General features: G+C 37.5%; 20 protein-coding genes. 7 read left to right on the forward strand and 13 right to left on the reverse strand.

Features of this window, described 5'->3' with window-relative positions:
* Positions 1 to 251: 251 nt before the first annotated feature.
* The 3 genes from mutT to PVV63_RS03175 all read right to left on the reverse strand — a co-directional run bounded on the left by mutT (position 252) and on the right by PVV63_RS03175 (position 3,102).
* Positions 252 to 665, reverse strand: coding sequence for an 8-oxo-dGTP diphosphatase MutT (gene mutT, locus PVV63_RS03165; RefSeq protein WP_273790599.1), 414 nt, complete (start codon positions 663 to 665; stop codon positions 252 to 254).
* 125 nt (positions 666 to 790) lie between these two features.
* Positions 791 to 2,023 (reverse strand): bifunctional glutamate N-acetyltransferase/amino-acid acetyltransferase ArgJ, encoded by a 1,233-nt coding sequence (gene argJ, locus PVV63_RS03170; protein ID WP_273790600.1) that lies wholly within the window; start codon positions 2,021 to 2,023, stop codon positions 791 to 793.
* A gap of 125 nt (positions 2,024 to 2,148) precedes the next feature.
* Positions 2,149 to 3,102: a peptidylprolyl isomerase gene (locus PVV63_RS03175; protein WP_273790601.1), complete on the reverse strand. Its 954-nt coding sequence runs from the start codon at positions 3,100 to 3,102 to the stop codon at positions 2,149 to 2,151.
* Positions 3,103 to 3,537: 435 nt separating this feature from the next.
* Here PVV63_RS03175 and secA point away from each other — a divergent pair, with 435 nt between their 5' ends.
* The 4 genes from secA (at position 3,538) to prmC (ending at position 8,848) form a co-directional block, all read left to right on the forward strand.
* Positions 3,538 to 6,255, forward strand: coding sequence for a preprotein translocase subunit SecA (gene secA / locus PVV63_RS03180; RefSeq protein ID WP_273790602.1), 2,718 nt, complete (start codon positions 3,538 to 3,540; stop codon positions 6,253 to 6,255).
* Positions 6,194 to 6,685: a Fur family transcriptional regulator gene (locus tag PVV63_RS03185; protein WP_273790603.1), complete on the forward strand. Its 492-nt coding sequence runs from the start codon at positions 6,194 to 6,196 to the stop codon at positions 6,683 to 6,685. Before secA ends, PVV63_RS03185 begins: the two co-directional genes overlap by 62 nt.
* 223 nt (positions 6,686 to 6,908) lie before the next feature.
* Positions 6,909 to 7,985: a peptide chain release factor 1 gene (prfA, locus tag PVV63_RS03190; RefSeq protein WP_273790604.1), complete on the forward strand. Its 1,077-nt coding sequence runs from the start codon at positions 6,909 to 6,911 to the stop codon at positions 7,983 to 7,985.
* Entirely contained in the window at positions 7,982 to 8,848 is an 867-nt protein-coding gene (gene prmC / locus PVV63_RS03195; RefSeq protein ID WP_273790605.1) for a peptide chain release factor N(5)-glutamine methyltransferase, read from the forward strand. The genes prfA and prmC overlap by 4 nt, the downstream gene beginning before the upstream one ends.
* On the opposite strand, the gene nrdF is transcribed toward prmC, so the two are convergent.
* From nrdF to nrdH, 4 genes are read right to left on the reverse strand one after another with little or no spacing between them, the layout of a single operon-like run.
* Positions 8,845 to 9,819: a class 1b ribonucleoside-diphosphate reductase subunit beta gene (nrdF, locus tag PVV63_RS03200; RefSeq protein WP_273722534.1), complete on the reverse strand. Its 975-nt coding sequence runs from the start codon at positions 9,817 to 9,819 to the stop codon at positions 8,845 to 8,847. The genes prmC and nrdF overlap by 4 nt on opposite strands.
* Before the next feature lie 11 nt (positions 9,820 to 9,830).
* The gene (gene nrdE / locus PVV63_RS03205) at positions 9,831 to 11,981 is read right to left on the reverse strand and encodes a class 1b ribonucleoside-diphosphate reductase subunit alpha (RefSeq protein WP_273790606.1); all 2,151 of its coding nucleotides are present in this window, start codon (positions 11,979 to 11,981) and stop codon (positions 9,831 to 9,833) included.
* Positions 11,963 to 12,361, reverse strand: a complete 399-nt coding sequence (gene nrdI, locus PVV63_RS03210) for a class Ib ribonucleoside-diphosphate reductase assembly flavoprotein NrdI (protein ID WP_273790607.1) — start codon at positions 12,359 to 12,361, stop codon at positions 11,963 to 11,965. Before nrdI ends, nrdE begins: the two co-directional genes overlap by 19 nt.
* Complete coding sequence (gene nrdH, locus PVV63_RS03215) at positions 12,361 to 12,585, reverse strand: glutaredoxin-like protein NrdH (RefSeq protein WP_273790608.1); 225 nt, start codon at positions 12,583 to 12,585, stop codon at positions 12,361 to 12,363. Before nrdH ends, nrdI begins: the two co-directional genes overlap by 1 nt.
* Before the next feature lie 682 nt (positions 12,586 to 13,267).
* On the opposite strand from nrdH, the gene PVV63_RS03220 reads away from it, so the two are divergent.
* The 3 genes from PVV63_RS03220 to PVV63_RS03230 are packed head-to-tail and all read left to right on the forward strand — an operon-like array spanning position 13,268 to position 15,821.
* Positions 13,268 to 14,020, forward strand: a complete 753-nt coding sequence (locus PVV63_RS03220) for an ABC transporter ATP-binding protein (RefSeq protein ID WP_273790609.1) — start codon at positions 13,268 to 13,270, stop codon at positions 14,018 to 14,020.
* Positions 14,021 to 14,023: 3 nt separating this feature from the next.
* Entirely contained in the window at positions 14,024 to 14,893 is an 870-nt protein-coding gene (locus PVV63_RS03225) for a metal ABC transporter permease (RefSeq protein WP_273790610.1), read from the forward strand.
* Between the two features lie 10 nt (positions 14,894 to 14,903).
* A complete protein-coding gene (locus tag PVV63_RS03230; RefSeq protein WP_273790611.1) occupies positions 14,904 to 15,821 on the forward strand; it encodes a metal ABC transporter solute-binding protein, Zn/Mn family in 918 nt (305 codons plus the stop codon).
* A 1,719-nt stretch (positions 15,822 to 17,540) separates the two neighbouring features.
* Here PVV63_RS03230 and PVV63_RS03235 read toward each other — a convergent pair.
* The 6 genes from PVV63_RS03235 to guaA all read right to left on the reverse strand — a co-directional run bounded on the left by PVV63_RS03235 (position 17,541) and on the right by guaA (position 24,879).
* Entirely contained in the window at positions 17,541 to 18,587 is a 1,047-nt protein-coding gene (locus PVV63_RS03235) for a sn-glycerol-3-phosphate import ATP-binding protein UgpC (RefSeq protein WP_273790612.1), read from the reverse strand.
* A gap of 2 nt (positions 18,588 to 18,589) precedes the next feature.
* Positions 18,590 to 19,441: a sn-glycerol-3-phosphate ABC transporter permease UgpE gene (ugpE, locus tag PVV63_RS03240; RefSeq protein ID WP_273790613.1), complete on the reverse strand. Its 852-nt coding sequence runs from the start codon at positions 19,439 to 19,441 to the stop codon at positions 18,590 to 18,592.
* A gap of 10 nt (positions 19,442 to 19,451) precedes the next feature.
* Complete coding sequence (gene ugpA / locus PVV63_RS03245; protein ID WP_273790614.1) at positions 19,452 to 20,336, reverse strand: sn-glycerol-3-phosphate ABC transporter permease UgpA; 885 nt, start codon at positions 20,334 to 20,336, stop codon at positions 19,452 to 19,454.
* A 95-nt stretch (positions 20,337 to 20,431) separates the two neighbouring features.
* On the reverse strand, positions 20,432 to 21,766 hold the full coding sequence (gene ugpB, locus PVV63_RS03250; RefSeq protein ID WP_273790615.1) for a sn-glycerol-3-phosphate ABC transporter substrate-binding protein UgpB: 1,335 nt from the start codon (positions 21,764 to 21,766) through the stop codon (positions 20,432 to 20,434).
* 757 nt (positions 21,767 to 22,523) lie between these two features.
* Positions 22,524 to 23,246: a glycerophosphodiester phosphodiesterase family protein gene (locus PVV63_RS03255; RefSeq protein ID WP_273790616.1), complete on the reverse strand. Its 723-nt coding sequence runs from the start codon at positions 23,244 to 23,246 to the stop codon at positions 22,524 to 22,526.
* A 76-nt stretch (positions 23,247 to 23,322) separates the two neighbouring features.
* Positions 23,323 to 24,879, reverse strand: coding sequence for a glutamine-hydrolyzing GMP synthase (guaA, locus tag PVV63_RS03260; RefSeq protein WP_273790649.1), 1,557 nt, complete (start codon positions 24,877 to 24,879; stop codon positions 23,323 to 23,325).
* Positions 24,880 to 24,933 lie beyond the last annotated feature (54 nt).

A 24,933-nucleotide genomic window follows, 5' to 3' on the forward strand; every position in this document is an offset into this window, starting at 1 on the left:
CAATGTTGCGATAACCCTTGGCTATTGGAGAGTGTTCTTTCAGCACGTATTTTATTTCTTTCTTAAATAATTTTATCCACATAACCCTCCCCGCTTGGAACGTGCAAAAGAATGGTTTTGATTAATTTAACATAAAACAGATTTGAAATGAGAAAGTTTTTTACGACTCTGGACTTCCCCATTCAACATAAAAAATTATAAATTATCATTTTAAATCAATATATTGAATTATATTTTCTTCTTATAACACATTAAAGAAGATGATTTTTCAATACCTGAACCAATGGTTTATCAGCATCAGGCATAGAGTATTTATCAAGATCATTAATAAAAACCCATTCTAAATTTTGCCCCTCTCGTCCTTGCGCAACACCCTCATAATGGTCACAAAGATACAATGGCATTAAGAGATGAAATGTTTTATAGTTATGACTTGCAAATGTTAAAGGGTGTAAATTATTTAGTTGAACATAAATACCAAGCTCTTCCTCTAATTCACGAATCAATGATGCTTCCGGAGTTTCACCTTGCTCAACCTTGCCACCAGGAAACTCCCATAAACCAGCCAGTGATTTTCCTTCAGGACGCTGTGTAAGCAAAACACGATTATTCTGATCGAACAATGCGCATGCAACAACAAGAAGAATAGAACTTTTCATACACATATCACTCCCCAATAGGGAACATAAAAATAACTGACTTTCCTATCATATCCCCTCTGCTCCTAAAAGAGCTCACATACCCCATTTGCTCTGAAAAATAATAAGCTGTTAAATATAAAGTGCATCCATTAACTTCTGTAATCGCTATTGATCATAACGTACTCTTTTGTTAAATCGCAAGACCAAACCGTCGCCGTGCTCTTACCCAAACCGATATCAACACGAATTGTGATGTGTTTACCTTGCATATAAGCACCTATTGTCTCTTCACAATACTCAGGATCTCGTACGCCATTCACGGCCACACGATGCTCACCAAACCAAATCGTCAATAGATCACGATCGACTTCAACACCGGCCTTCCCAACTGCCATAACGACCCGCCCCCAATTCGCATCTTCACCGGCAATAGCCGTTTTTACGAGCGGTGAATTTGCAATTGATAAAGCAATAGTTTTAGCTGCATTGTTTGTTGTAGCGCCCATCACATTAACCTCAATTAAATGACGAGCACCTTCACCATCACAAACAACTTGTAGTGCAAGTTCATGCAGAAGTGCACTCAATTGTTTCACAAAAACCCTATAACGCGGATCAGATTTACTTGTAAGACATGGAAAATGTTCTTTTCCTGTCGCAAACAACATAAGCGTATCTGAAGTTGAGGTATCGCTATCAACAGTAATTGAATTGAAAGAACCCTCAACTGCCTCTGATAACATGGATTGGAGTGCATCCGAAGAAATAGTCGCATCACTAACCACAAATGACAGCATTGTCGCCATATCTGGTGCAATCATACCAGAACCTTTTGCAATTCCATTAATGGTAACACGCTCTCCCCCACAGTCAAAAGTGCGCGTCGCAAGTTTTGGAAATGTGTCCGTTGTCATTATGGCTTTTGCAGCTTCCAACCAATTGCCCTCTTCTGCTGTCTCTGCCATACTTGGTAAAAGATTGACAATACCCGATGCATCCATTGGCTCACCAATAACACCCGTAGAAGCTATAAAAATTTCATCTTCTCTAACCTTTAAAGCGTTCGCTGCTGCACAAATAATTGCATCGGTTGTGTGCTTTCCTTTGCTTCCTGTAAAAGCATTTGCATTTCCAGAATTCACAACAACACCCCTCGCAACCCCATGAGGAAGCGATGCACGACAATGCTCTACAGGGGCAGATGGACATTTTGAACGAGTAAAAACACCGGCCACACTCACTGGCTTATCGAATATGATGAAAAGAAGATCTGTACGATCTTTATATTTAATCCCAGCTTCAGCTGTTGCTATCCGTACACCAGATAATGGAGAAAGCTCTTGGATCTTTTGAGGCGACAAAGGAGAGATTTTCAAAACCACAATATGCTTTCTATAAAAAAATGAAATGATTGCAGATCAATAACCTCTCATAGAAAACTGCTAGGCTTTTTGAACAAAACTAACCTAGCAAATTATCTATTAAAGAGGCTATCTATTTTTCCTAGCTATTCCGTATCTTCTTCATCTGATGTCTCATCGGGAAGTAGCGTCCCATTTTGATGAAGCGATTCCATGATTTTGGTAACATTAGGATCAGGGTATTTCACATCTATCTTGCTACGCAAATCAACAATCAGTTCTTGATAGCGCTTTTTTATTAGCTGTGTCCGCAACATCTCTTTAACATCATCAAATGCAGGCGGTTGTTTTACACGACGATCTTCTAATTTAATAATATGCCAACCAAAAGGACTTTCAACGGGTTGTTTTGTGTATTCGCCAACTTTCAAACCAAATGCGGCATCTTCAAAAGGCTTGACCATTTGACCATGGCTAAAATAACCAAGATCACCCCCAACGGCAGCAGAACCATCTGTTGAACTTTTCTTTGCAATCTCTTCAAAATTTTCGCCTTTATTTAAATGCTTAATGATAGCTTCTGCTTCTTTTCTCGTTTTGACCAAAATATGACGCGCTTTAACCTCATCCTCTTTAGGTAAAGCAGCAACTTCTTGCTTATAAAGAGCTTCCAAATCAGTATCCGATATTTTATCAACAATCTCCTGTTTAAAATAAAGCTGTTGAAGAACATTGTCACGCATGACTGCCATACGTTTATCGTAAGCTTCTGTCTTATCAAGACCCTTGCTTCTTGCTGCTTTTGCGAGTGCCTGCATATCTAAATAAGCTTTTAAAACCATCATACGGCGTTGTTCATCAGGAAAACGTGCTAAATTAGGATTTATTTCAAGCGCTAAATCATCCAATTGGCCTGCTGTAATATTTTTCCCATCAATAACCGCCATAACATGAGAAGGAGAAACGGCTTTTTCAGAAGCTTTCTCTAAAGTCTTTAAATCACTCGACGATGAATTCAAACCTTCTTGAGCACTCACCCCTAAACTTGTACTTGCCAATAAAGTTGATGCTAAAAAAAGCGTGATAAAGTTAAATTTCATAAATATACTCCTTAAAAATGAAGGCAGGTTCAAGATTCCAATTTTCTTTACCATAACACTTTAATCTTTAAACATAGAGAAATAAATTAGTAATTTTATTTTAAAAAAGTATAAAATCATCCTTTTATCTCAGTTTCTCCAATCCTATCTAATGCAGATGAAAAACATGATAATAGAGAAAAATGACATATTGTATCTTAAATTACTTTGTATTGTATCAGTTAAATAGCATACTTAAAGTTGACATAAAGCGCTTAGCCTCTTATCTCTACTTTACAATTAGAGTGAAAAATTGCACACCAGCAAGTATAATGGTACCATCTGCATTTCATGATGTCTCCAATGATATCAGACAACCTGAAGGAAATGTAGAGTATGGGGAGAGCATATGAATTTCCCAACAAGAGTGACAACAATTAAAAGAAAGGGCCAGAGATGGTCAGTTTAGGTGTTTTTGCCCGTAAGTTTTTTGGTTCAGCTCATGAGCGACATCTCAAAGCACTCCGCCAAAAAGTTGCACAAATTAATGCTTTGGAAGAACAATTCCTAAAATTAAGTGATGAGCAGCTTTGCCAAAAAACAGATGCCTTTCGTAAACGTCTTAGTGAAGGTGAAAGTGTTGATTTGCTCTTACCAGAAGCTTTCGCGACTGTTCGTGAAGCCGCAAAACGTGTTTATGACATGCGTCCTTTTGACGTACAACTTATTGGTGGAATGGTCCTTCACGACTGCGGCATAGCTGAAATGCGTACTGGTGAAGGTAAAACCTTAATGGCAACTCTACCAATTTATCTCAATGCATTGGAAGGTAAAGGCGTTCATGTTGTGACAGTAAACGATTATCTCGCCAGTCGTGATGCTGAAACAATGGGAAAAATTTTTAGTTTTCTAGGGCTTACAACAGGCGTGATTCTTCATGATCTTGATAGTGATGCCCGCCGAGAGGCCTATGCATGCGACATCACCTATGCCACAAATAATGAACTAGGTTTTGATTATTTGCGTGATAATATGGCCTTCGATCGTAGTCAAATGGTCCAACGGGGACATCATTACGCAATTGTCGATGAAGTTGATTCGATTCTTATTGATGAAGCCCGTACCCCCCTTATTATTTCTGGTCCTCTAGAAGATCGTACTGACTTCTATAACCTTATTGATACATTTATTCCTGCCTTAACTCCAGAAGACTATGAAATAGACGAAAAACAAAAAACAACGACATTTACCGAAGTTGGTACTGAAAAAATTGAAAAAATGCTCGAACAAGCTGGGCATCTTAAAGGTGAGAGTCTTTATGACATAGAAAATGTCGCTATCGTTCATCATGTCAATAATGCTCTAAAAGCTCATAAACTGTTTGCTCGCGATAAAGATTACATTGTTCGCAATGATGAAATCGTTATTATTGACGAATTTACAGGGCGAATGATGCCTGGGCGGCGTTATTCTGAAGGACTTCATCAAGCGTTAGAAGCTAAAGAGCATGTTGCTATTCAACCAGAAAACCAGACACTTGCTTCCATCACTTTCCAAAATTACTTCCGTATGTATAGGAAATTATCTGGCATGACTGGAACTGCAACAACAGAAGCCGAAGAATTCAGAAATATTTATGGTCTTGACGTTGTCGAAATCCCTACAAATTTGCCAATACAACGTATTGATGAAGATGATGAGATTTATCGAACAGCAGAAGAGAAATATCGGGCAATTGTGCGTGATATCCGTCAAGCGCACGAAAAAGAACAGCCTATTCTTGTTGGAACAACCTCTATTGAAAAGTCAGAACAATTGGCAGAGCGTTTGCGAAAAGAAGGCATTACCGATTTTAGAGTCTTAAATGCTCGCTATCACGAACAAGAAGCATATATCATTGCGCAAGCAGGCGTTCCTAGAGCTCTCACCATTGCAACCAACATGGCAGGACGCGGTACGGATATACAGCTTGGTGGTAATGTTGAAATGCGCATCCGACAAGAGTTACAGGATATCCCCGAAGGTCCAGAGCGGACAGCTAAAATTGAAGAAATAAAAAAAGATGTTCAGAAGCTTAAAGAAAAAGCTTTAGCGGCTGGAGGGCTTTACGTTATCGCTACTGAACGTCATGAAAGCCGTCGTATTGATAACCAGCTTCGTGGACGTTCTGGTCGCCAAGGCGATCCTGGTCGCTCAAAATTCTTTCTCTCTCTTCAAGATGATCTTATGCGTATCTTTGGCTCTAACCGTATGGATGGTATGCTGCAAAAACTTGGATTGAAAGAAAATGAAGCTATTATCCATCCATGGATTAATAAAGCCCTTGAAAAAGCACAAAAAAAGGTCGAAGCACGAAACTTTGAAATTCGTAAAAATCTGCTAAAATATGATGATGTCATGAATGATCAACGCAAGGTTATTTTTGAACAGCGTATGGAGGTCATGAACGCAGATGATTTATCAGAAATGATCCTTGAAATGCGCAATGAAGTCGTAGAGGATCTCGTAGAGGCTTATATTCCATCAGGGACATATTCTGAAAAATGGGATGCAAAAACTCTTGAAGAAGAGCTTCAACAACTCTTTAATCTTGAGCTTCCAGTGGAAGAATGGGCAAAAGAAGATGGAATTGCCGAGGAGCAAATTCTAGAGCGTGTATCAGATGCTGTTACAAAACTTGAAAATGAGCGTACTGAACGATATTCTCCAGAAGTTATGGCTTATTTTCACAAAGCAGTATTGCTCGAAACTATTGACACGTTATGGCGTGAACATCTGGTGAGTTTAGACCATTTGCGTTCTGTTGTTGGTTTTCGTGGTTATGCGCAGCGGGATCCGCTCAATGAATATAAGACAGAATCATTTGAACTCTTTCAAAGTATGTTGAGAAATTTGCGCCGAATTGTCACTTCTAAGCTTATGCGCTTTGAAATCATTCAACACCCCACAGAACCGACCATACCTGAGCAAACTGATGCTGCTTCTTCTGTCTTTAATGATCAAAGTCAAGAAAATGCTCCCACCTTATCGGCACGATCACAAGAAAATAGATTTGTTAATCCACAAGATCGTGACCCTAACGATATAACCACATGGGGAAAAGTTGGACGTAATGAGCGTTGTCCTTGCGGTTCAGAGAAAAAATACAAACACTGTCATGGAGCCTTTATTTGAAAAGCAAATTATGCAAATGAATAAAAAGCGAAATTATGAGCAAGAATTGCGCACCGCTGGTTTAAGAGTAACACGTCAACGACGAGTTATTCTTGATATTTTGACTGATACAAATGATCATCCCAATGCATTTGAAATTTTTCAGCGTGCAAACAAAATAGATTCGAATATTTCACTCTCAACTGTTTATCGAACCATGAAAATATTAGAAGGAAATGGAACAATTCATCGCCATAGCTTTAGTGGTGGTCCATCTCGTTTTGAGCAAGCAGATGGGCAACATCATGATCATCTCATTGATATAGAAACAGGACAAGTCATCGAGTTTCATTCTGATGTTATTGAAAAGCTACAAGAGGAAATTGCAAAATCTCTTGGCTATGATATTATTCATCACCGCCTTGAACTTTACGGAAAAAAAAACTCTTAAAAAAGTGATCATATATCATTAGATAAAAGACCTCAGGCAAATCAAATTTTATAAAAATTTACCTTTAAAATATAATAGTTTTCATTGGCAAAAAAAAAGAATTGCTTTATTACCCCTCTTTGTATGATGCTATACGGTAATTCATTGCCAATATTATAACAAAAAATCATTGCAACAAAATATTATAAAAAATTGTATTATAAAAAATTAGGCCAATATTATCATGGTTTCCTTGCCACAAGATCGTATGAGACAGCTTGAAAAGCGCTTTGAAATAATTGAAAGCCAAATGACGACGAATCCAAATGCTGAAACATATGTTAAATTAGCTTCTGAATATGCAGAACTACAACCCGTTATTGCCTCTATACGCGCATTAAATGCTCTTTACGAAGAGATTACAGAATTAGAAACGATTATCAACGATAAACAAACAGATATAGAGATACGTAATCTTGCCCAAGAAGAGCTACCATCGTTATATAAAAAAGTAGAGCAATTTGAAAAAGAACTCCAGATTCTGCTTTTGCCTAAAGATGTTGCTGATGAAAAAAACGCTATTGTTGAAATTCGTGCAGGAACGGGTGGATCAGAAGCAGCACTTTTTTCCGGTGATCTTTTCCGCATGTATGAACGTTATGCCCATGCTCACCATTGGAAAGTAGAAGTTATTTCACTTAGTGAGGGGGAAGTTGGCGGATATAAAGAGATTATTGCTACCATTTCAGGAAAAGGTGTCTTTTCTAAATTGAAATATGAATCAGGGGTTCATCGTGTGCAACGCATCCCTGAAACAGAAACAGGTGGACGTATCCATACATCTGCTGCTACCGTTGCTGTGCTTCCAGAAGCTGAAGATATTGATATTGATATTCGTCCTGAAGATATTCGTATCGACACAATGCGTGCATCCGGAGCAGGAGGACAGCATGTTAATACAACGGATTCAGCTGTTCGTATCACGCATATTCCAACAGGAATTATGGTCGTACAAGCAGAAAAATCACAACATCAAAACCGAGCAAGAGCCCTTCAAATTTTACGGGCACGCTTATTCGATATCGAACGACAAAAAGCGGAAAGTGAACGTTCAGCTTCTCGTAAAAGCCAAGTTGGTTCTGGTGATCGCTCAGAACGTATTCGTACCTATAATTTTCCACAAGGACGTGTCACGGATCACCGTATTAATCTAACCTTGTATAAGCTTGATCGCATTCTAGAGGGAGATCTTGATGAGCTTCTTCATGCACTCATCTCAGATCATCAAACAACACTGCTGATGGAAATGGATAATAATTGAGCAAATATTCTTTCAAGAATGTCATCCAACAAATGCAAGAAAAATTGCGCACGAAAGGAATTGCTGAAGCCGATCTCGATGCGAAAATACTCGTTGAATGGATAACAGGAATAAATGCTGCTGAAAGAATTTCTAAACCAGATATGCATCTATCTTCTGAGCATATTATACAAATAGAACAAGCTTTACAACGGCGTATTGCAGGCGAACCCGTTTACCGTATTATAGGAGCACGAGAATTTTATGGTATATCTTTTACATTGTCTCAAGAGACGTTAGAACCTCGCCCTGATACAGAAACGCTGATAGATCTTGTTCTCCCTTTTCTCCAAAAACAGGTCGAAAATTCGAGAAAAACAACATTCCTTGATATGGGAACAGGAAGTGGCGCCATTGCTATTGCACTCCTTAAACAAATTCCCCAATCCTATGCGGTGGCAGTCGATATTTCTGAAGATGCCCTTAGAACAGCAAAAAAAAATGCAAAAAATGCTGAAGTAGCACACCGCTTCACACCTCTTCTTAGCGACTGGTTTGATTCTGTCGCAGATCGCTTTGATTTTATTGTTTCCAATCCACCTTATATTCCCGCAAAAGATATCAAAAAACTTGCAAAAGAAGTGCGCTTACATGACCCATTGCGCGCTCTGATAGGAGGAGAAGATGGACTTGATTTTTATCGAAAACTCGCCCATGAAGCAGCCAACTACTTAAAAGAAAACGGCTATATCGCTGTTGAAATTGGTTTCTCTCAAGAAAATGAAGTCTGCAATTTGTTCGAAAAAAATGGTTTTCAATGTTTAGAAGTGCGCAAAGATCTAAGTGGAATACCCCGCGCACTTCTATTTGCATGCAAACATTAAAATTCCCAATCATCATCCGTGGTAGCAACCGCCTTGCCGATGACATAAGAAGAACCTGCCCCTGAAAAAAAGTCGTGATTTTCGTCAGAGTTTGGTGATAAAGCTGCCAAAATAGCGGGATTAACACGACAAACCTCAGGGGGGAAAAGAGCTTCAAAACCTAAATTCATTAAAGCCTTGTTTGCATTATAATGAAGAAAAATTTTAACATCTTCTGTCAATCCAAGCGCATCATAAAGATCTTCAGTATATTTGCACTCAATGTTATAAAGATCAAAGAGCAGGTTAAAAGCAAAATCTTTAATTTCTTGTCTTTTGGCTTCATCAAGCTTTGCAAAGCCCAATTGGAATTTATAACCTATATAATAACCATGGACTGCTTCATCACGAATGATTAGTCGAATGAGGTCTGCTGTATTGGTCAACTTAGCGCGACTGGCCCAATACATGGGCAAATAAAAACCAGAATAAAATAAAAAGCTTTCCAGCAAAGTCGAAGCAATTTTTTTCTTAAGTGGATCATTTGCTTCATAACGCTCAAGTACTAATCTAGCCTTTTTCTGCAAATGAATATTTTCTTCTGACCATCTAAACGCGTCATCAACTTCTACCGTCGAACAAAGGGTTGAAAAAATAGAGGAATAAGAACGTGCATGAACCGCTTCCATGAAGGCAATATTCGTCAAAACTGCCTCCTCATGCTCTGTTATCGCATCAGCCAGAAGCGAAATGGCTCCTACAGTGTTTTGAATTGTATCTAAAAGCGTTAGTCCTGTAAAAACACGAATTGTCAATTTACGTTCTTCATCCGTTAAGCTTGACCATGAGGGAATGTCATTGGAAAGTGGAACCTTCTCAGGTAACCAAAAATTCCCAGTTAAGCGATTCCATACTTCAAGATCCTTCTCATCATGTAATCTATTCCAATTAACAGCGCACACAACAGGATTTTTGGTTGTAATCTTTGTCATATGATGATCTCCTATAAACTGCAAGAAACACAGCCATCAACTTCCGTTCCACTTAATGCTACTTGCCGTAACCGTACATAGTAAATACTCTTGATACCCTTTTTCCAAGCATAAATTTGTGCGCGGTTAATATCACGTGTGGTCGCTGTATCAGGAAAAAATAATGTTAATGAAAGACCTTGATCAACATGCTGTGTTGCAGCAGCATAGGTATCTATAATTTTTTCAGGGCCAATCTCATAAGCATCTTGGTAAAAATTCAAATTCGTATTATCCATATAAGGAGCGGGATAATAAACGCGCCCAATTTTTCCCTCTTTGCGAATTTCAATTTTTGAAGCAATTGGATGAATAGAAGAAGTGGCATGATTAATATAGGAAATAGATCCCGTAGGTGGAACTGCCTGCAAATTGCGGTTATAAAGCCCATACTCAATAACTAATTTTTTGAGTTCCTGCCAATCCTTTTGATCTGGGATAACAATATTATTCCGTGCAAAAAGCTCTTGCACAAGCGCAAATTGCGGTTTCCATTCTTTTTCAATATATTTTTCGAAAAAACTTCCATCTGCATAAGCTGATTTTTCAAACCCTGCAAACATTTCTTGACGTTCGTGCGCAATTAAATTGGAAGCCCGTATGGCATGATATGTCACAATATAAAAATAGATATTGGTAAAATCAATCGCTTCTGGAGACCCATAATAGATCTGCTCACGCGCTAGAAACCCATGCAAATTCATTTGTCCCAAACCAATCGCATGACTTTCAGCATTGCCTTTCGCAATGGAAGGCACACAGGCAATATTGCTCATATCCGAAACAGCAGTAAGAGCACGAACAGCAGATTCCACGGTCTGTCCAAAATCAGGACTTTCCATTGCTTTGGCAATATTCATGGATCCAAGATTACAGGATATATCACTTCCAATCGTGCGATAAGTTAAATCTGTCTCCAGTTCACTCGCCTCACTCACCTGCAAAATTTCTGAACATAAATTGCTCATACTTATGCGCCCAGCTATCGGATTCGATCGATTAGCAGTATCCTCAAATAAAATATAGGGATAACCGGACTCAAATTGAATTTCCGCTAATGTCTGGAAAAAAACGCGTGCACTTATTTTCTTTTTACGAATCTTTGCATTATCAACAAAAGAACGATAATGCTCCGTTAAAGAAATATCGCTAAAAGGCTTACCTGTCACACGCTCGATATCATACGATGAGAAGAGATACATATCCTCATTATTCCGTGCAAGCTCAAAAGTAATATCAGGAATAACGACACCAAGCGAAAGCGTTTTAATTCTAACTTTTTCATCAGCATTTTCACGCTTTGTATCCAAAAATTTCATAATATCTAAATGATGAGCATGCAAATAAACAGCTCCAGCCCCCTGTCGTGCCCCAAGCTGATTGGCATAAGAAAAAGAATCTTCCAAGAGTTTCATCACCGGTAAAACACCTGAGGACTGATTTTCTATTTGCTTAATTGGTGCCCCTGCTTCCCGCAAATTCGTTAAACAAAGCGCCACACCTCCACCACGTTTTGAAAGCTGCAAAGCCGAATTAACCGCACGACCTATCGATTCCATATTATCTTCAACACGTAGCAAAAAACACGAAACCAATTCACCTCGTTGTTTTTTCCCAGCATTTAAAAATGTCGGTGTTGCCGGTTGAAAACGTCCTGTAATAATTTCATCCACAAAATTTTCAGCAAGAGCTTTATTCCCTTGTGCCAAATATAAAGCTACAAGACAGACGCGATCTTCATAACGTTCAAGATAACGTTTCCCATCAAAAGTCTTCAGTGTATAGCTGGTATAATACTTAAATGCGCCTAAAAAGGTAGGAAAACGAAACTTAAATGCATAAGCACGTTTAAAAAGTTTTTTAATAAAAGAAAAATCATAAAGCTCAAATAAAGCTTTTTCATAATAACCTTCTTCTATTAAGTAATCTATTTTTTCCTTCAGGTTATGAAAAAAAACTGTATTTTGATTAACATGCTGAAGAAAATATTGCCGTGCGGCAAGCCGATCCATATCAAATTGAATATGACCATTTTCATCATAAAGATTAAGCATTGCATTCAGCGCATGATAATCAGTAATCTGATCCGATTTCTGCGATTGTCCTATACCAATTGTTTCCAAAATATTTCCAATCCCTTTTTTACATAAATAACGTCTTCATCAGTTCCACGCAGCTCAAAACGATAAAGGCAAGGTACACAACATTTTTCAGCAATAATTTTACTTGCTAAATTATAATAGCGACCAAAATTACGATTCCCACCGCCAATAACACCACAAATTAATTTTCGGTTCTCAGCTTCATTAAGAAACTGGACAACGGCTTTCGGCACTGCCCCTCTTCCTTCACCATCTGCATATGTAGGAACAACCAGTACATAAGGTTCACCAACCAATGCAGAAGGCTTTCTTTTATCAATTTTGAAGAGTCGTTGACCAAGCTGCGAGACAAAATGCTGTGTATTACCCGTTGCACTCGAATAATAAACAATAAGCCCCATTAAGCACAAAGACCACTAATCATATCTGGTCTAAAACCAGACCAATGATTTTCACCACAAACAACGACAGGAACCTGACGATACCCCAGAGATTGAACAAAACTGTATGCTTGTTCATCACAGGAAATATCAACAACACGATAACGAATGCCTTTTGCATCAAAAGCGCGGCGTGTAGCATCACATTGGACACAAGATGGTTTACTATAAATAGTGATCGACATTTTCTTCAACTTTCACAATTCCAAACAATCAACCCTCAAAGGTCAATCTAATAATTTTATAGGTACTCAAGAATAACAAAAAATAGAAATTGTACGCAAAGCATGTGGTTATTCTTCAAATAGTACACAGCTTCCTGAATATAACAGAATTCCTCATCAAATAACTTCAAAGACTATGATGAGAATAAGAGATTATTCTACAACTTAAATGGCAAAGCCCCCTAGTTATAAAACAATCTTTTGCTTGCATTACAATTCCCTCCTGCTGTCTAAAAAACTAACGTTCTAAACTACCGTTTTCCAAGAGCTCTGTTTTACTCTTTTACGGCAAAAATCAATTACAAAAATGAAAGGGAATCCTTCCAAAAGAGATCCTTCAGCAAAAATACTGCTATACCCTTGGTCAATAAACTCTTTACAATAATGGAAATAACTTAGATACCAAACGAAACACACTAACACCCTCTCTTGTGCTTATTTAGAATCACCAATCATTTTGATACTATATATAGTATATACTCTCTCTCTTTCGTCAAGGTGAATTCAATTATTATTTTTAATTTTCCACGATCTTCCCACTAAAATTTTCAGTACTCAAAACTATGTAATAATATAACATTTTGTTGACAAACGTTATATTATTACATAGTTTCCAAAATAATAAGCAACGATGGTAAAAAATATGGATCTGCTCTTCAATAAGACAACATTAGGCTATAGGAATAGAATAGCAATAAAGAACTTTTCAGCAAAGTTAAAAGCTGGTTCATTGGTCGCAATAACAGGTGATAATGGCGCTGGAAAATCGACACTGCTAAAAGCCATCGCCGGATTGATTAAACCTCTTAAGGGAAAAATTATAAAACAAAAAAAAAGTCGCATTGCTTATCTTGCTCAGCAATGTGATATAGATCAAACATTTCCAATTGATGTGAAAACGCTTGTAAAAACAGGACTGTGGTCTTTTTGTGGATTATGGAAAAATCAACGCCCTTATGATTCTAAGATTCAAAATGCGCTTAAAATGGTTGGGCTTACAGAACTCGCACCCCGTTCACTTGAAACATTATCAGGCGGGCAATTACAACGCGCTCTTTTTGCACGTATCATTGTGCAAGATGCCAATATTATTTTGCTTGATGAACCTTTCAATGGTGTAGATCATAGTACCCAAAAAGACCTTCTTGCACTGATCACATACTGGCAACAGCAAGGACGCACAATTCTCACCGCACTCCATAACCCTCTCATCGTGCAAGAATTTTTCCCCCAAATGATTCAAATTGATCAACAAAACGCCTTTTATGGAGAAACAACACAGTTTTTAAACAACACCATTCATCACGTTATGCCACCTCTCTCATCCAATTCTTTCCCTGTTAGCGCACAAAAACAAAATCTTCCCATCAATGATCCTCTCTTTCTTAGGTTATAAGACGTGTATGCATTTTTTCTTGCCCCCTTTGTTGATTTCCAATTTATGCAAAACGCCCTTATCGGTTCTATTTTCCTGTCTATTAGCGCTTGTCCTGTTGGTGTGTTTTTGATGCTCCGTGGAATGAGCTTGACAGGAGATGCTATCTCTCATGCCATTCTTCCTGGTGTTGCAACTGCTTTTCTGATTTGTGGCTTTTCCCTCATATCTATGACACTTGGTGGCATCTTCGCTGGTATTATTGTTGCTTTAGCAACCATTTTAATTTCACGAAATAGCTTTCAGAAAGAAGATGCATCCATGACTGTCTTTTATCTTATTGCACTCGCGGCAGGTGTCATTATTATCTCACTGAAAGATTCAACAATTGAGCTGCTTCATCTCTTATTCGGATCGGTTCTTGCACTTGATGCACAAGCCCTCTGGTTAATCACTACTATAATGCTGATTACACTATGCAGTCTTTGTATTTTTTGGCGCGCACTCGTTTTAGAAAGCTTTGACCCCCTCTTTTTTAAATCACTCTCTCCATTGAGTAAATATATTCATATTTCATTGCTTGGACTTGTGGTGTTGAATCTGGTTGGAGGCTTTCAGTCACTAGGAACATTACTTTCCGTTGGCATTATGATGATTCCAGCTATTACAGCCCGTTTTTGGTTTTCACGGCTAGGCCCTATTTGCGCGCTTTCCACTCTTTTTGGAATCATTTCTAGTGTATGTGGTCTCCTGCTTTCTTTTCATCTTTCACTTCCATCCGGCCCTGCTATCATCATTGCCGCAGGATTTATTTATCTTGTTTCCTGTTTGATAAGTCCACGTGGCTTTATTGTAACATGGTTTCCCCACCTCTTTTATACCTCCTCACTTTAAGGAAAAAAATGTGCCTAAGTTTGCTCAAAAATTTGTTCTTCTTGGAGCTTTATTGCTTGCTCTTTCTCCATTTTCTGCTTCTGCACACAATAAAATCAAAGTTGTTGCGAGCTTTTCTATTCTTGCAGATCTCGTAAAAAATGTAGGAGACAACCATATCTCTATGACCACTTTTGTAGGTCCCAATGCGAATACCCACACTTATGAACCTACCCCCCATGATGCTCAAGCTCTTAGAAATGCTCAAATTATTTTCATCAACGGACTTCATTTAGAAGGATTCATTGATCGCCTCATTACAGCAAGCGGTACAAAAGCACTTCTTGTCGAAGTTAGCGCTAACATTCCCTCCATCAAAATGAAAAATCAAGAACATAATGCCCATCACTACCACAGCGTTATTGATCCACACGCTTGGCAAACAATTCCCAATGTCAAAATCTATGTGAAGAATATCGCTGCTGCTTTTTGTAAAATCGATCCACAATCCTGTACCAGCTACAAAAAAAATGCCGAAACCTACATCCAAAAACTTACAATAGCACAAGATACCCTAAAAACAAAAATTGCTACCATTCCTAAAGATAAACGTATCATTATCACATCTCATGATGCCTTTGGCTATTTTGCCGAGGAATATGGTTTTACTATCCTTGCCCCTCAAAGTGCTTCAACAGAAGCTGAAGCAACCGCAGCCGATGTTGCTAAACTTATCAAACAAATTAAAGCGAATAAAGCAGCTGCACTATTCGTTGAAAATATCTCTAATCCCCGTCTCATAAAACAGATTGCAAAAGAAACAGGTTTAACAATTGGTGGAACACTTTATTCTGATGCATTGTCAAACAAAAATGGTCCAGCAGCAACTTATCTCGATATGATGGAACATAATGTGAATACCATCATTGATGCCATCACAAAACATTAAGATCTTCTACAAAAGAGATAAAAAGAGTTTATAAAATCGTAAGTCTATGATTATGTTACTAATGATACCCAATATCTATAATTGATTAACATTGATATGAAATAAAGTTACTTTTACAGAGAAATTTATACTCAATAGATGCTAAGATAGATAAAGTAAGTGGATTTATTGCCTCATGGTGCCCAAACCATCAGCAGTAGCACTCTACTTTTCAATGATTCTTTTACAATAACTCTCGACACTTGAAACAATTCAGAAGAGTCTCAACACAATAATTATTGCAATGTTGGAGACTGAAAGAGAGTATGATGATGGCCCAAGCTTGCATTTTTATAAGCATAAAGATTGAGATACACAATGGATTTTATGTTATATTACTCATAAACGACTACGTGAAAAAATGTGTTCGGCAATACTTAATCGCCATTATGTAAGAGACATTGGCCCAGATATTTTTGAAAATCGCAATACTAAATTAAAAGATGATGCTAAAGATAGAATCTATTTTTTATCTTGATGCTTTCATATTCCCCTAAATTAAGCAGTCCCCTCATTTTAGAAATTACACAAGCAGATAAGCTCATTCTACTCTGGCATACACAACTGAATACAGCACTGAACCGTCTTCATATTTGTCTCAAACATACTGCTGTATAAAGTTTAGGTTGATTTATAAGCAACAAAAAAGCACACGCTTTATAAGAAAGCAATATGATAAAACCATTAATAGACTGGCAATATATTGAAAAAATATACCAGCTTTTATAAAATGCTTTGCAAAACAACAATATAACTGTCTTTGTCCCTGCTGATTCTTATAGGTGTTCGCACCGATCCCTTATGTTATATTCATTATGTTATATTCATAAAGATCTGTTTGAGGATGATCTACAGGCAATTTTTAACTCAAGAATATAGAAAGATCGATGGGATGTTACAGATGTGTTTCATCTGCTTTTATCGTTAAAAGTAATGAAAATTCTAAAACAAGCGCGCCTTCTATCTCTCAATGATTTCTTTTGCAACTGATCGGATACACTCGCTGAGAATTGCATAGTGATTTACATGAGAAAAAATAAACTTGCAGCATGCGCGCATAGGTTTCTCTCTAATTTATTTAATTAGTAGAAAAAACAAATGCTTCTTATAGGAGCTCTGAAACCATTTTAGATCATATGGTCAGCGGTAAAATAGAATGTGCCTATTCTCGTACAGATTATTTAGAACAGCGTCGTATTTTGTGGATCAAATAGACTTCTTATGTTAGGGATCAAAGCTAAGATATGGGGCGCATCCCCTCTCATCTGTGAATCATTGTTTCCCTCTATTTCTCTCATTTACTTTTTATAAGTTACATAAATTATTACATCAAGGAACATATGATAATATATTGTTTTTTATAAAAAAATTATAAATGAGAAAAATATGGTTAATAAATGGTTATTTTATATTGATATTTTTTTATAATGAAAATGATTTTATTATGTTTGAGGTTTGAAAATAATATTCTTCTCACAGACCCTGAAAATGCACATTTTGTTCATATAAATATTTTGGCATTCTCAGCGCCATGGGACAATGGATCATTACCAAAACTTTTAAAATTTTATTTTTAATCCCATCGGTTATAATCTGATTTTGTAAATGTAATCGAGAAAGTCGAAACGCACCATTATCATGACGCGGTATAAAAGAAAGTCGTGTCACATCAATTAATGCTTATTTATTATTTGTGCGCTTTCCAGTGTTTTTGTTAAAAGTATGAAAATTCTGATGAGCGACAGTGAAACTTAGTTTTTGATCATAGTCGTGTGTCAAGCGTTCTTTTATTTCAATCGTAAAGATGATATCATTCCAACGCGTTAAAACATGGCAACCTGTTCCAATAGGCTTGATAAGCTCAATTTTTGTGTGAAAGACAGGTCCTTTATCTGGATGTTCGCCTAATAAGATTATTTCAGGTCTGAATGCTAAAAGATCCGTTTCTTCGCCATAAGACAATGAATGCCCTAAATGTTGTTCTAAGACATGGCGATCAAGAAAATTCATAGGAGGAGAACCAATAAAATCAGCAACAAATGTTGTTGCTGGAGTGTCGTAAATTTCCATTGGTGTTCCAATTTGCTCGATAGCTCCTTTATTCAAAACGACTATTCTATCAGCTAATGTCATAGCTTCTAGTTGATCATGGGTAACATAGAGGCTCGTTGTTCCTAATGAACGCTGTAGTGTTTTTATTTCAATACACATTTGCGCCCGTAATTTTGCATCAAGATTTGAAAGAGGTTCATCAAAGAGAAAAACACGGGGTTGACGTACAATCACACGCCCCATTGCAACACGCTGACGTTGTCCTCCTGATAATTGTCGTGGTTTACGATCAAGAAATGGTTCTATCTCCAAAAGTTTTGCAGCATGTGCGATGCGTTTTTTAATTTCTTCTTTAGGGGTTTTACGATTTTTAAGACCATATTCTAAGTTTCCACGAACTGTCATATGGGGATAAAGGGCATAATTTTGAAAAACCATAGCGATATCACGATCAGCTGGTTCACGATCATTGATACATTCGTTATCAATACATAATTCACCTGAGGTAACTTGTTCAAGTCCTGCTATAATACGTAATAAGGTTGATTTTCCACACCCTGAAGGACCGACAAGAACAAGAAGTTCTTTATCGGCAACAGTTAAGTTTAAATCATCAATGACCAGAATGCCGTTGTCATACTGTTTTTTTATATTTGATAACTGGATTATGGCCACAATTACTTCTCCGTTTCAATAAGGCCTTTGATAAAAAGCCGCTGCATGAAGATAACAACAAGTACAGGGGGAACCATAGCAACAACCGATACTGCCATGAGTATATTCCATTGAGGATCATGTTGAAGAGATTCGACAACAAGCTGTTTTAAAATAATAAGGATCGTTTGATGATTTTGATCCGTTGTGATGATAAGAGGCCAGAGATATTGTATCCATCCATAAATGAACATAATGATAAATAAAGCAGCGATATTGCTTTTACTAAGAGGAAGAAGAATATCCTTAAAAAATTTAACTGGACCTGCACCATCAACACGTGCCGCCTCTAAGAGTTCATCTGGAACAGTCAAAAAAAACTGGCGAAATAAAAATGTAGCGGTTGCAGATGCAATAAGTGGAATAATCATTCCACTATAGGTGTTAACCATCCCCAATTTTGCAACAATCTCATAGGTTGGAAGAATACGAACTTCGACAGGGAGCATCAATGTAACAAAAATAAGAACAAAAGCAGTTTTTCGGAAGGGAAAGCGCATGTAAATAATTGCATAAGCAGACAAAAGTGAAATAATAATTTTTCCAATACTAATCCCAAGAGCCATAATGAATGAATTCATTAAGAGTGGCCAAAGGTTGGGCAAACCTAGCTGTGCAAGGCCATCACCGAAGATTGTTTTATAATTTTCCAAAGCATATTTCCCAGGTAAGAGAGGAAGTGTTCCTGAGTTAAATGCTGCTGAACTATGAGTTGATGCAATGATAGCAACATAAACTGGAAAGCAAATAATGATAATACCAACAATGAGAATAATATGGGTTAGAAATTTCAAAACAGGGCGATTTTCAACCATAATTTGTTTCCTAATATTGTACACGGCGCTCAATCCAGCGAAACTGGATAAACGTTAAGACAATAACCATCAACATCAATATTGTTGATTGTGCTGCTGATGCACCGATTATTTGATTTCTAAAGCCATCGTCATATACTTTATAGACGAGGATGCTCGTTGCACGCGCAGGACCTCCAGAAGTTGTATTATCAATAATACCAAAAGTATCAAACATAACATAATTGACATTGACAATAAGAAGGAAAAACGTCGTTGGTGAAATTTGCGGGAAGACCACTGTCCAAAATCGTTTAAAGGGACCAGCACCATCAATGGCGGCTGCTTCTATTTGAGAACGCGGAACAGACTGAAGACCTGTAAGAAAAAAGAGAAAATTGTAAGAAATTTGTTTCCAACTAGCCGCAATGACAATAAGAATCATTGCTTGAGTGCCATTAATACGATAATTCCATAGCACCCCTATTTTCTCGAGAAGAAAAGGGATAATTCCGATGGTGGGATGAAAGATAAACAGCCACAATATACCTGCCAATACTGGAGCAACAGCATAGGGCCAGAGCAAAAGCATTGTATACGCCTTTTTTGCACGGATGACACGATCAACACAGACAGCTAAGAGAAGTGATATTGTCATTGAAGCGACAGTAACGGAGATGGAAAATACTGCGGTTGTAAGAAGTGATTGCCGATAAGTAGGATCAGAAAGAACGGTTAGATAATTTTCAAAACCAATAAAGGTTGTTGTAAAACCAAAAGGGTCTTCACGCTCAAAAGATGATTTTATTGCCTGAGCAGCAGGCCAAAAGAAAAACAAAAAAGTCACAAGAAGCTGAGGAAAAAGCAGTCCGTAAGAAAGTAGACTATTTTTAAAATATGCTTGTTTTTCTTGCATTCGTAGGGCTCTTTAAATGTAGAGACTTTAAAAAGGTAAACAAAAAGGACTCAACTGTTTTTGTTGAGTCTTTAATGTTTAACAATAAAACGAAATTAATGATTAGACTTTTCAAATTCACGCAAGAGTTTATTTCCACGTTCAACGGTCTCATCTAAACCATCTTTCGGTGTTTTTGAACCACTAAGAACAGCTTCCAACTCTTGATCAAGAATGGCACGGATTTGTGGTAAATTACCAAATCTTATCCCTTTTGAGTTAACTGTTGGTGGATTAAGATTAATCTGTTTGATAGCTATATCCGCACCTGGCGTTTTTTCATAGAAATGTTGCTTTTTACTCAATTCATAAGTTGCTTTTGTGGTTGGGAGATAACCTGTCTCCTGATGCCATTTTGCTTGATTTTCTGTTTTTGAAAGAAATTTAAGAAAAGCGGCTGCCCCTGCATATTCCTTTGGGGTATGGCCCTTAAACGCCCAAATAGAAGCTCCCCCAATAACTGAATTTTGTGGTGCTCCTTCTGTATCCTTATAGTACGGTAGCATACCAACCCCCACATTAAACTGAGCTTCAGAAACAATTCCAGCATGTGATCCTGAAGATTGCATAAAAATTGCACAATTTTGTGCCATAAACATTGGTGTTGAATCTAATGCACCTGCTGGACCACCATAGCGGAAAATACCTTGATCAGACCACTTTTTCAGGTCAGTCCACATACGCACTTGTAAAGGTCCATTAAATGTAAGTTCTGAATCAAGTCCTTTAAAGCCATTTTCCTTCGTTCCAAACGGAACATTATGCAACGCTGAAAAATTTTCTATACCAATCCATTGAGCGGCATAAGCCATTGTAAAACCACAAGTTGCTGCTTTAGTCTCAAGAATTTTTTTGGAAAAGTTTTCTATATCTTGCCACGTTTTAGGAGGCTGTTCTGGATCAAGCCCTGCTTTTTTAAAGATATCTTTGTTATAATAAAGGATGGGTGTTGAAATATTGAATGGCATAGAAACCATACGCCCCTGTTCATCGGAGTAATAACCACTAATAGCAGGGAAATAATCTGTAGGATCAAATTCTTGTTTTGTATCAGCCATAAGTTGATAAAATGGGTAGATTGCGCCTTTTGCAGCCATCATAGTTCCAGTACCAACGTCATAAATTTGGGCAAGTACTGGCTGTTTCTTTCCACGAAATGCTGCAATAAGTGAAATCAACCCCTCTTCATATTCACCGCGATATGAAGAAACAACTTTATACTCAGATTGACTTGCATTAAAATCGTTAATGAGACTTTCAGTTTGCTTTCCTAATTCACCACTCATAGAATGCCAAAAGCTGATTTTTGTCTGCGCAAAACTTGCTGTTATTCCCGCTGTGGACATTATGATAGCAACCGTGGCCGCTATGGAAAGATAAAAACGACTCATGGTTCACCCTTTCTGAAGTGATGGAATACAAACTACCCCTAAATTTATAGTATTACACATGAACATGCTATGACAGTTTTATTTCAGAAACATATTCTCTCATTTAAACAGGAACCACCAAAAGGTCAAATGAATTTGTTTAAATTTATTCATTTTCTTTTATAAGCATTCTTATGTATTAACGAAGAGACAAATAAAACTTTTCTTAAAATTAAAAATCATTTTGAGCGCTTAATAGTCTCTTTCCCTGTAACAAGATCACGCCCCTCACGCAAAACAAAATGACAATGTATGACCAATTTCCATGCTGTAAAAAAATCTTTCAATACATCTACATTTCGTGATAGCTCCTATAATATAAGCCATAAAGCCTCTCCACTAAAGTATATAAGACTTTTTGTATACCATCACTTTTACACTTCATAAAAGTGCAAAACGACATCATCATGTGAGACCCTAATGCTTCAACAAATCTTGCATTTAAAATACGTTCAATGAACATTTTCATTCTTTTCTCAATCATTTTTTATCCACACACCAACCCTGCTTGTAATGTGCAAACGAATGATTTGAATTGATTCATTGTAAAAAGATTTGAAATAAGAAAATCTTATGTATTAAGGTCTATTATTCACATGAATAAACCATTAATTATCATTATAAATCAATGTATTATTGTTATATATTAGATAATTTTTATTCTTTTATTACGCTAGCTTTATGAAAATATATAGTTCCTTTTGTGTTGATGTGTTTTTTACCTTTGTGCACGCAATTGCAATGCGAGATCAGGTTGATCTGTCGTAATGTAATGTACAGGCATATCAAGCCAATGTGATAACCGAGCTTTTCCATTAATTGTCCATACCCCTACAGTAAAACCAGCCTCAAGAGCTGATTCAATAAAGTTCTGTGAAACAATGGAGCCATCTAAACTTAGATCAGAATAACCTAATTGCTTCCATTCAGAAAAATGACGGTACATATCACCTTCAAAATTATCAACACATGGACCAGATGGTATTCCTGCTTCAATAAAAGGACGAAGGATAAAAGGATCAAAACTAATTGCAGAAACCCGTTCTAATAAATTTCGGCTTTTTATTAGTGCAAGCGCTTTTTGGGATAATATTGTTTCACGCTCCACTTCACCACATGTTTTGATTTCAAGATGCAACGCAACATTCGTTGGTGCTAAAAGATCAAGCACTTCTTCTAATAAGGGAGGTGCTTCTTGGCTTCCTTTCACGCAGAGTTGTTTGCGTGTTTCATTATCAATGTCGTGAATATACCCCTTTTTCCCAACCAATTGGTCTAAACGGAAGTCGTGAAAGACAACCACTTCACCGCTTTTCAGCAAATGAACGTCGCATTCAACTTCATCAACACCTAACGCTATAGCATTATTAAATGCTGAAAGGGTATTTTCAGGATAAAGATGAGCTCCTCCACGGTGTGCAACAATTTTTTTCTCAGACATGCAAAATCCCACACTTCTCAATTTTAAACGATATTGACGTACAGATTGTCAGATAAAAGCTTATTCTTCATTTCAATTATTCCCATTCAATAGTACCAGGAGGCTTTGAGGTTACATCATATACAACACGATTAATCCCTCTAACTTCGTTAATAATACGTGCTGCTGTCTTACTTAAAAATGCCATATCATAGGGATAAAAATCAGCGGTCATTCCATCTACAGATGTGACAGCGCGAAGAGCACAAACAAATTCATAAGTGCGATCATCCCCCATAACACCAACAGTTTGAACTGGAAGAAGAACAGCAAAAGCTTGCCAAATTTCATCATAAAGACCGGCCTTACGGATTTCCTCAAGATAAATAGCATCTGCTTCGCGTAAAATTTCTAATTTTTCACGTGTTACAGCACCTGGACACCGAATTGCAAGGCCGGGACCTGGAAAAGGATGGCGACCAATAAACTGCTCCGGTAGCCCTAACTCTCGTCCTAGCGAGCGAACCTCATCCTTAAAGAGCTCACGTAACGGTTCTACAAGTTTCATCTTCATCTGTTCTGGTAGCCCACCCACATTATGATGGCTTTTAATGGTTACCGTTTCACCAATAGCAGACACACTCTCAATAACATCTGGATAAAGTGTTCCTTGTGCTAAAAACTCTGCACCTCCTATTTTTTTCGTTTCTTCTTCAAAAACTTCAATAAAAAGGCGACCAATTGTTTTGCGTTTTTTTTCTGGATCTGTCTCACCTTTTAAAGCATTAAGAAACACATCAGCAGCATTAACGTGAATAAGCTCTATATTATAGTGATCACGAAAGAGCGTGAGAACTTCTTCAGCTTCATTCTTGCGCATCAGCCCATGGTCTACCAAAATACATGTCAGTTGATCTCCTATAGCTTCATGAAGGAGTACCGCTACAACAGATGAATCCACTCCCCCTGAAAGACCACAAATCACACGATTTTTTCCAACTTTTTGTCGTATCGTAGCAATTGCCTGCTCACGATAAGAAGCCATTGACCAATTGCCTGTAATAGCAGAGATCTTATGAACAAAATTTTGCAAAAGTTTTGTACCATCCGGTGTATGGATAACTTCAGGATGAAACTGTACCGCATAAAAATGTCTTTTTTCATCCGCAATAGCCGCATAGGGAGCTCCTTTTGAGGTTCCTATGACACGAAAACCTTCTGGTAAAGCTGCCACACGGTCACCATGGCTCATCCATACTTGATAACGAGAACCTTTTTTCCACACTCCATCAAAAAGGGCACTCTCTTCTTGCACTTCCAAAAAAGCACGCCCAAATTCACGCTCATGCCCAACTTCAACCTTTCCTCCAAGCTGAACACACATGACTTGTTCACCATAGCAAATACCCAGAATCGGAATACCCGCCTCAAAAATTTCCATTGGAGCACGCGGAAAACCCTCATCAATAACGGAATAAGGACTCCCTGATAAAATAATAGCTTTAGGATTTATGCGGCGCACAACTTCTAAAGCCAATTGAAAAGGAGCAATTTCACAATATACCCCCATTGCTCGTACCCGTCGTGCAATAAGTTGTGTAACTTGTGAACCAAAGTCAATAATAAGAACAGTGTCTGGATGTGATATGCTCATAGAAAACCAATCAACAATTGTAAAAGAAAACTCATGAGAGTTATGATTTAATCT

The sequence above is a fragment of the Bartonella sp. CM31XJBT genome (genome assembly GCF_028618555.1).
GTDB lineage: Bacteria > Pseudomonadota > Alphaproteobacteria > Rhizobiales > Rhizobiaceae > Bartonella.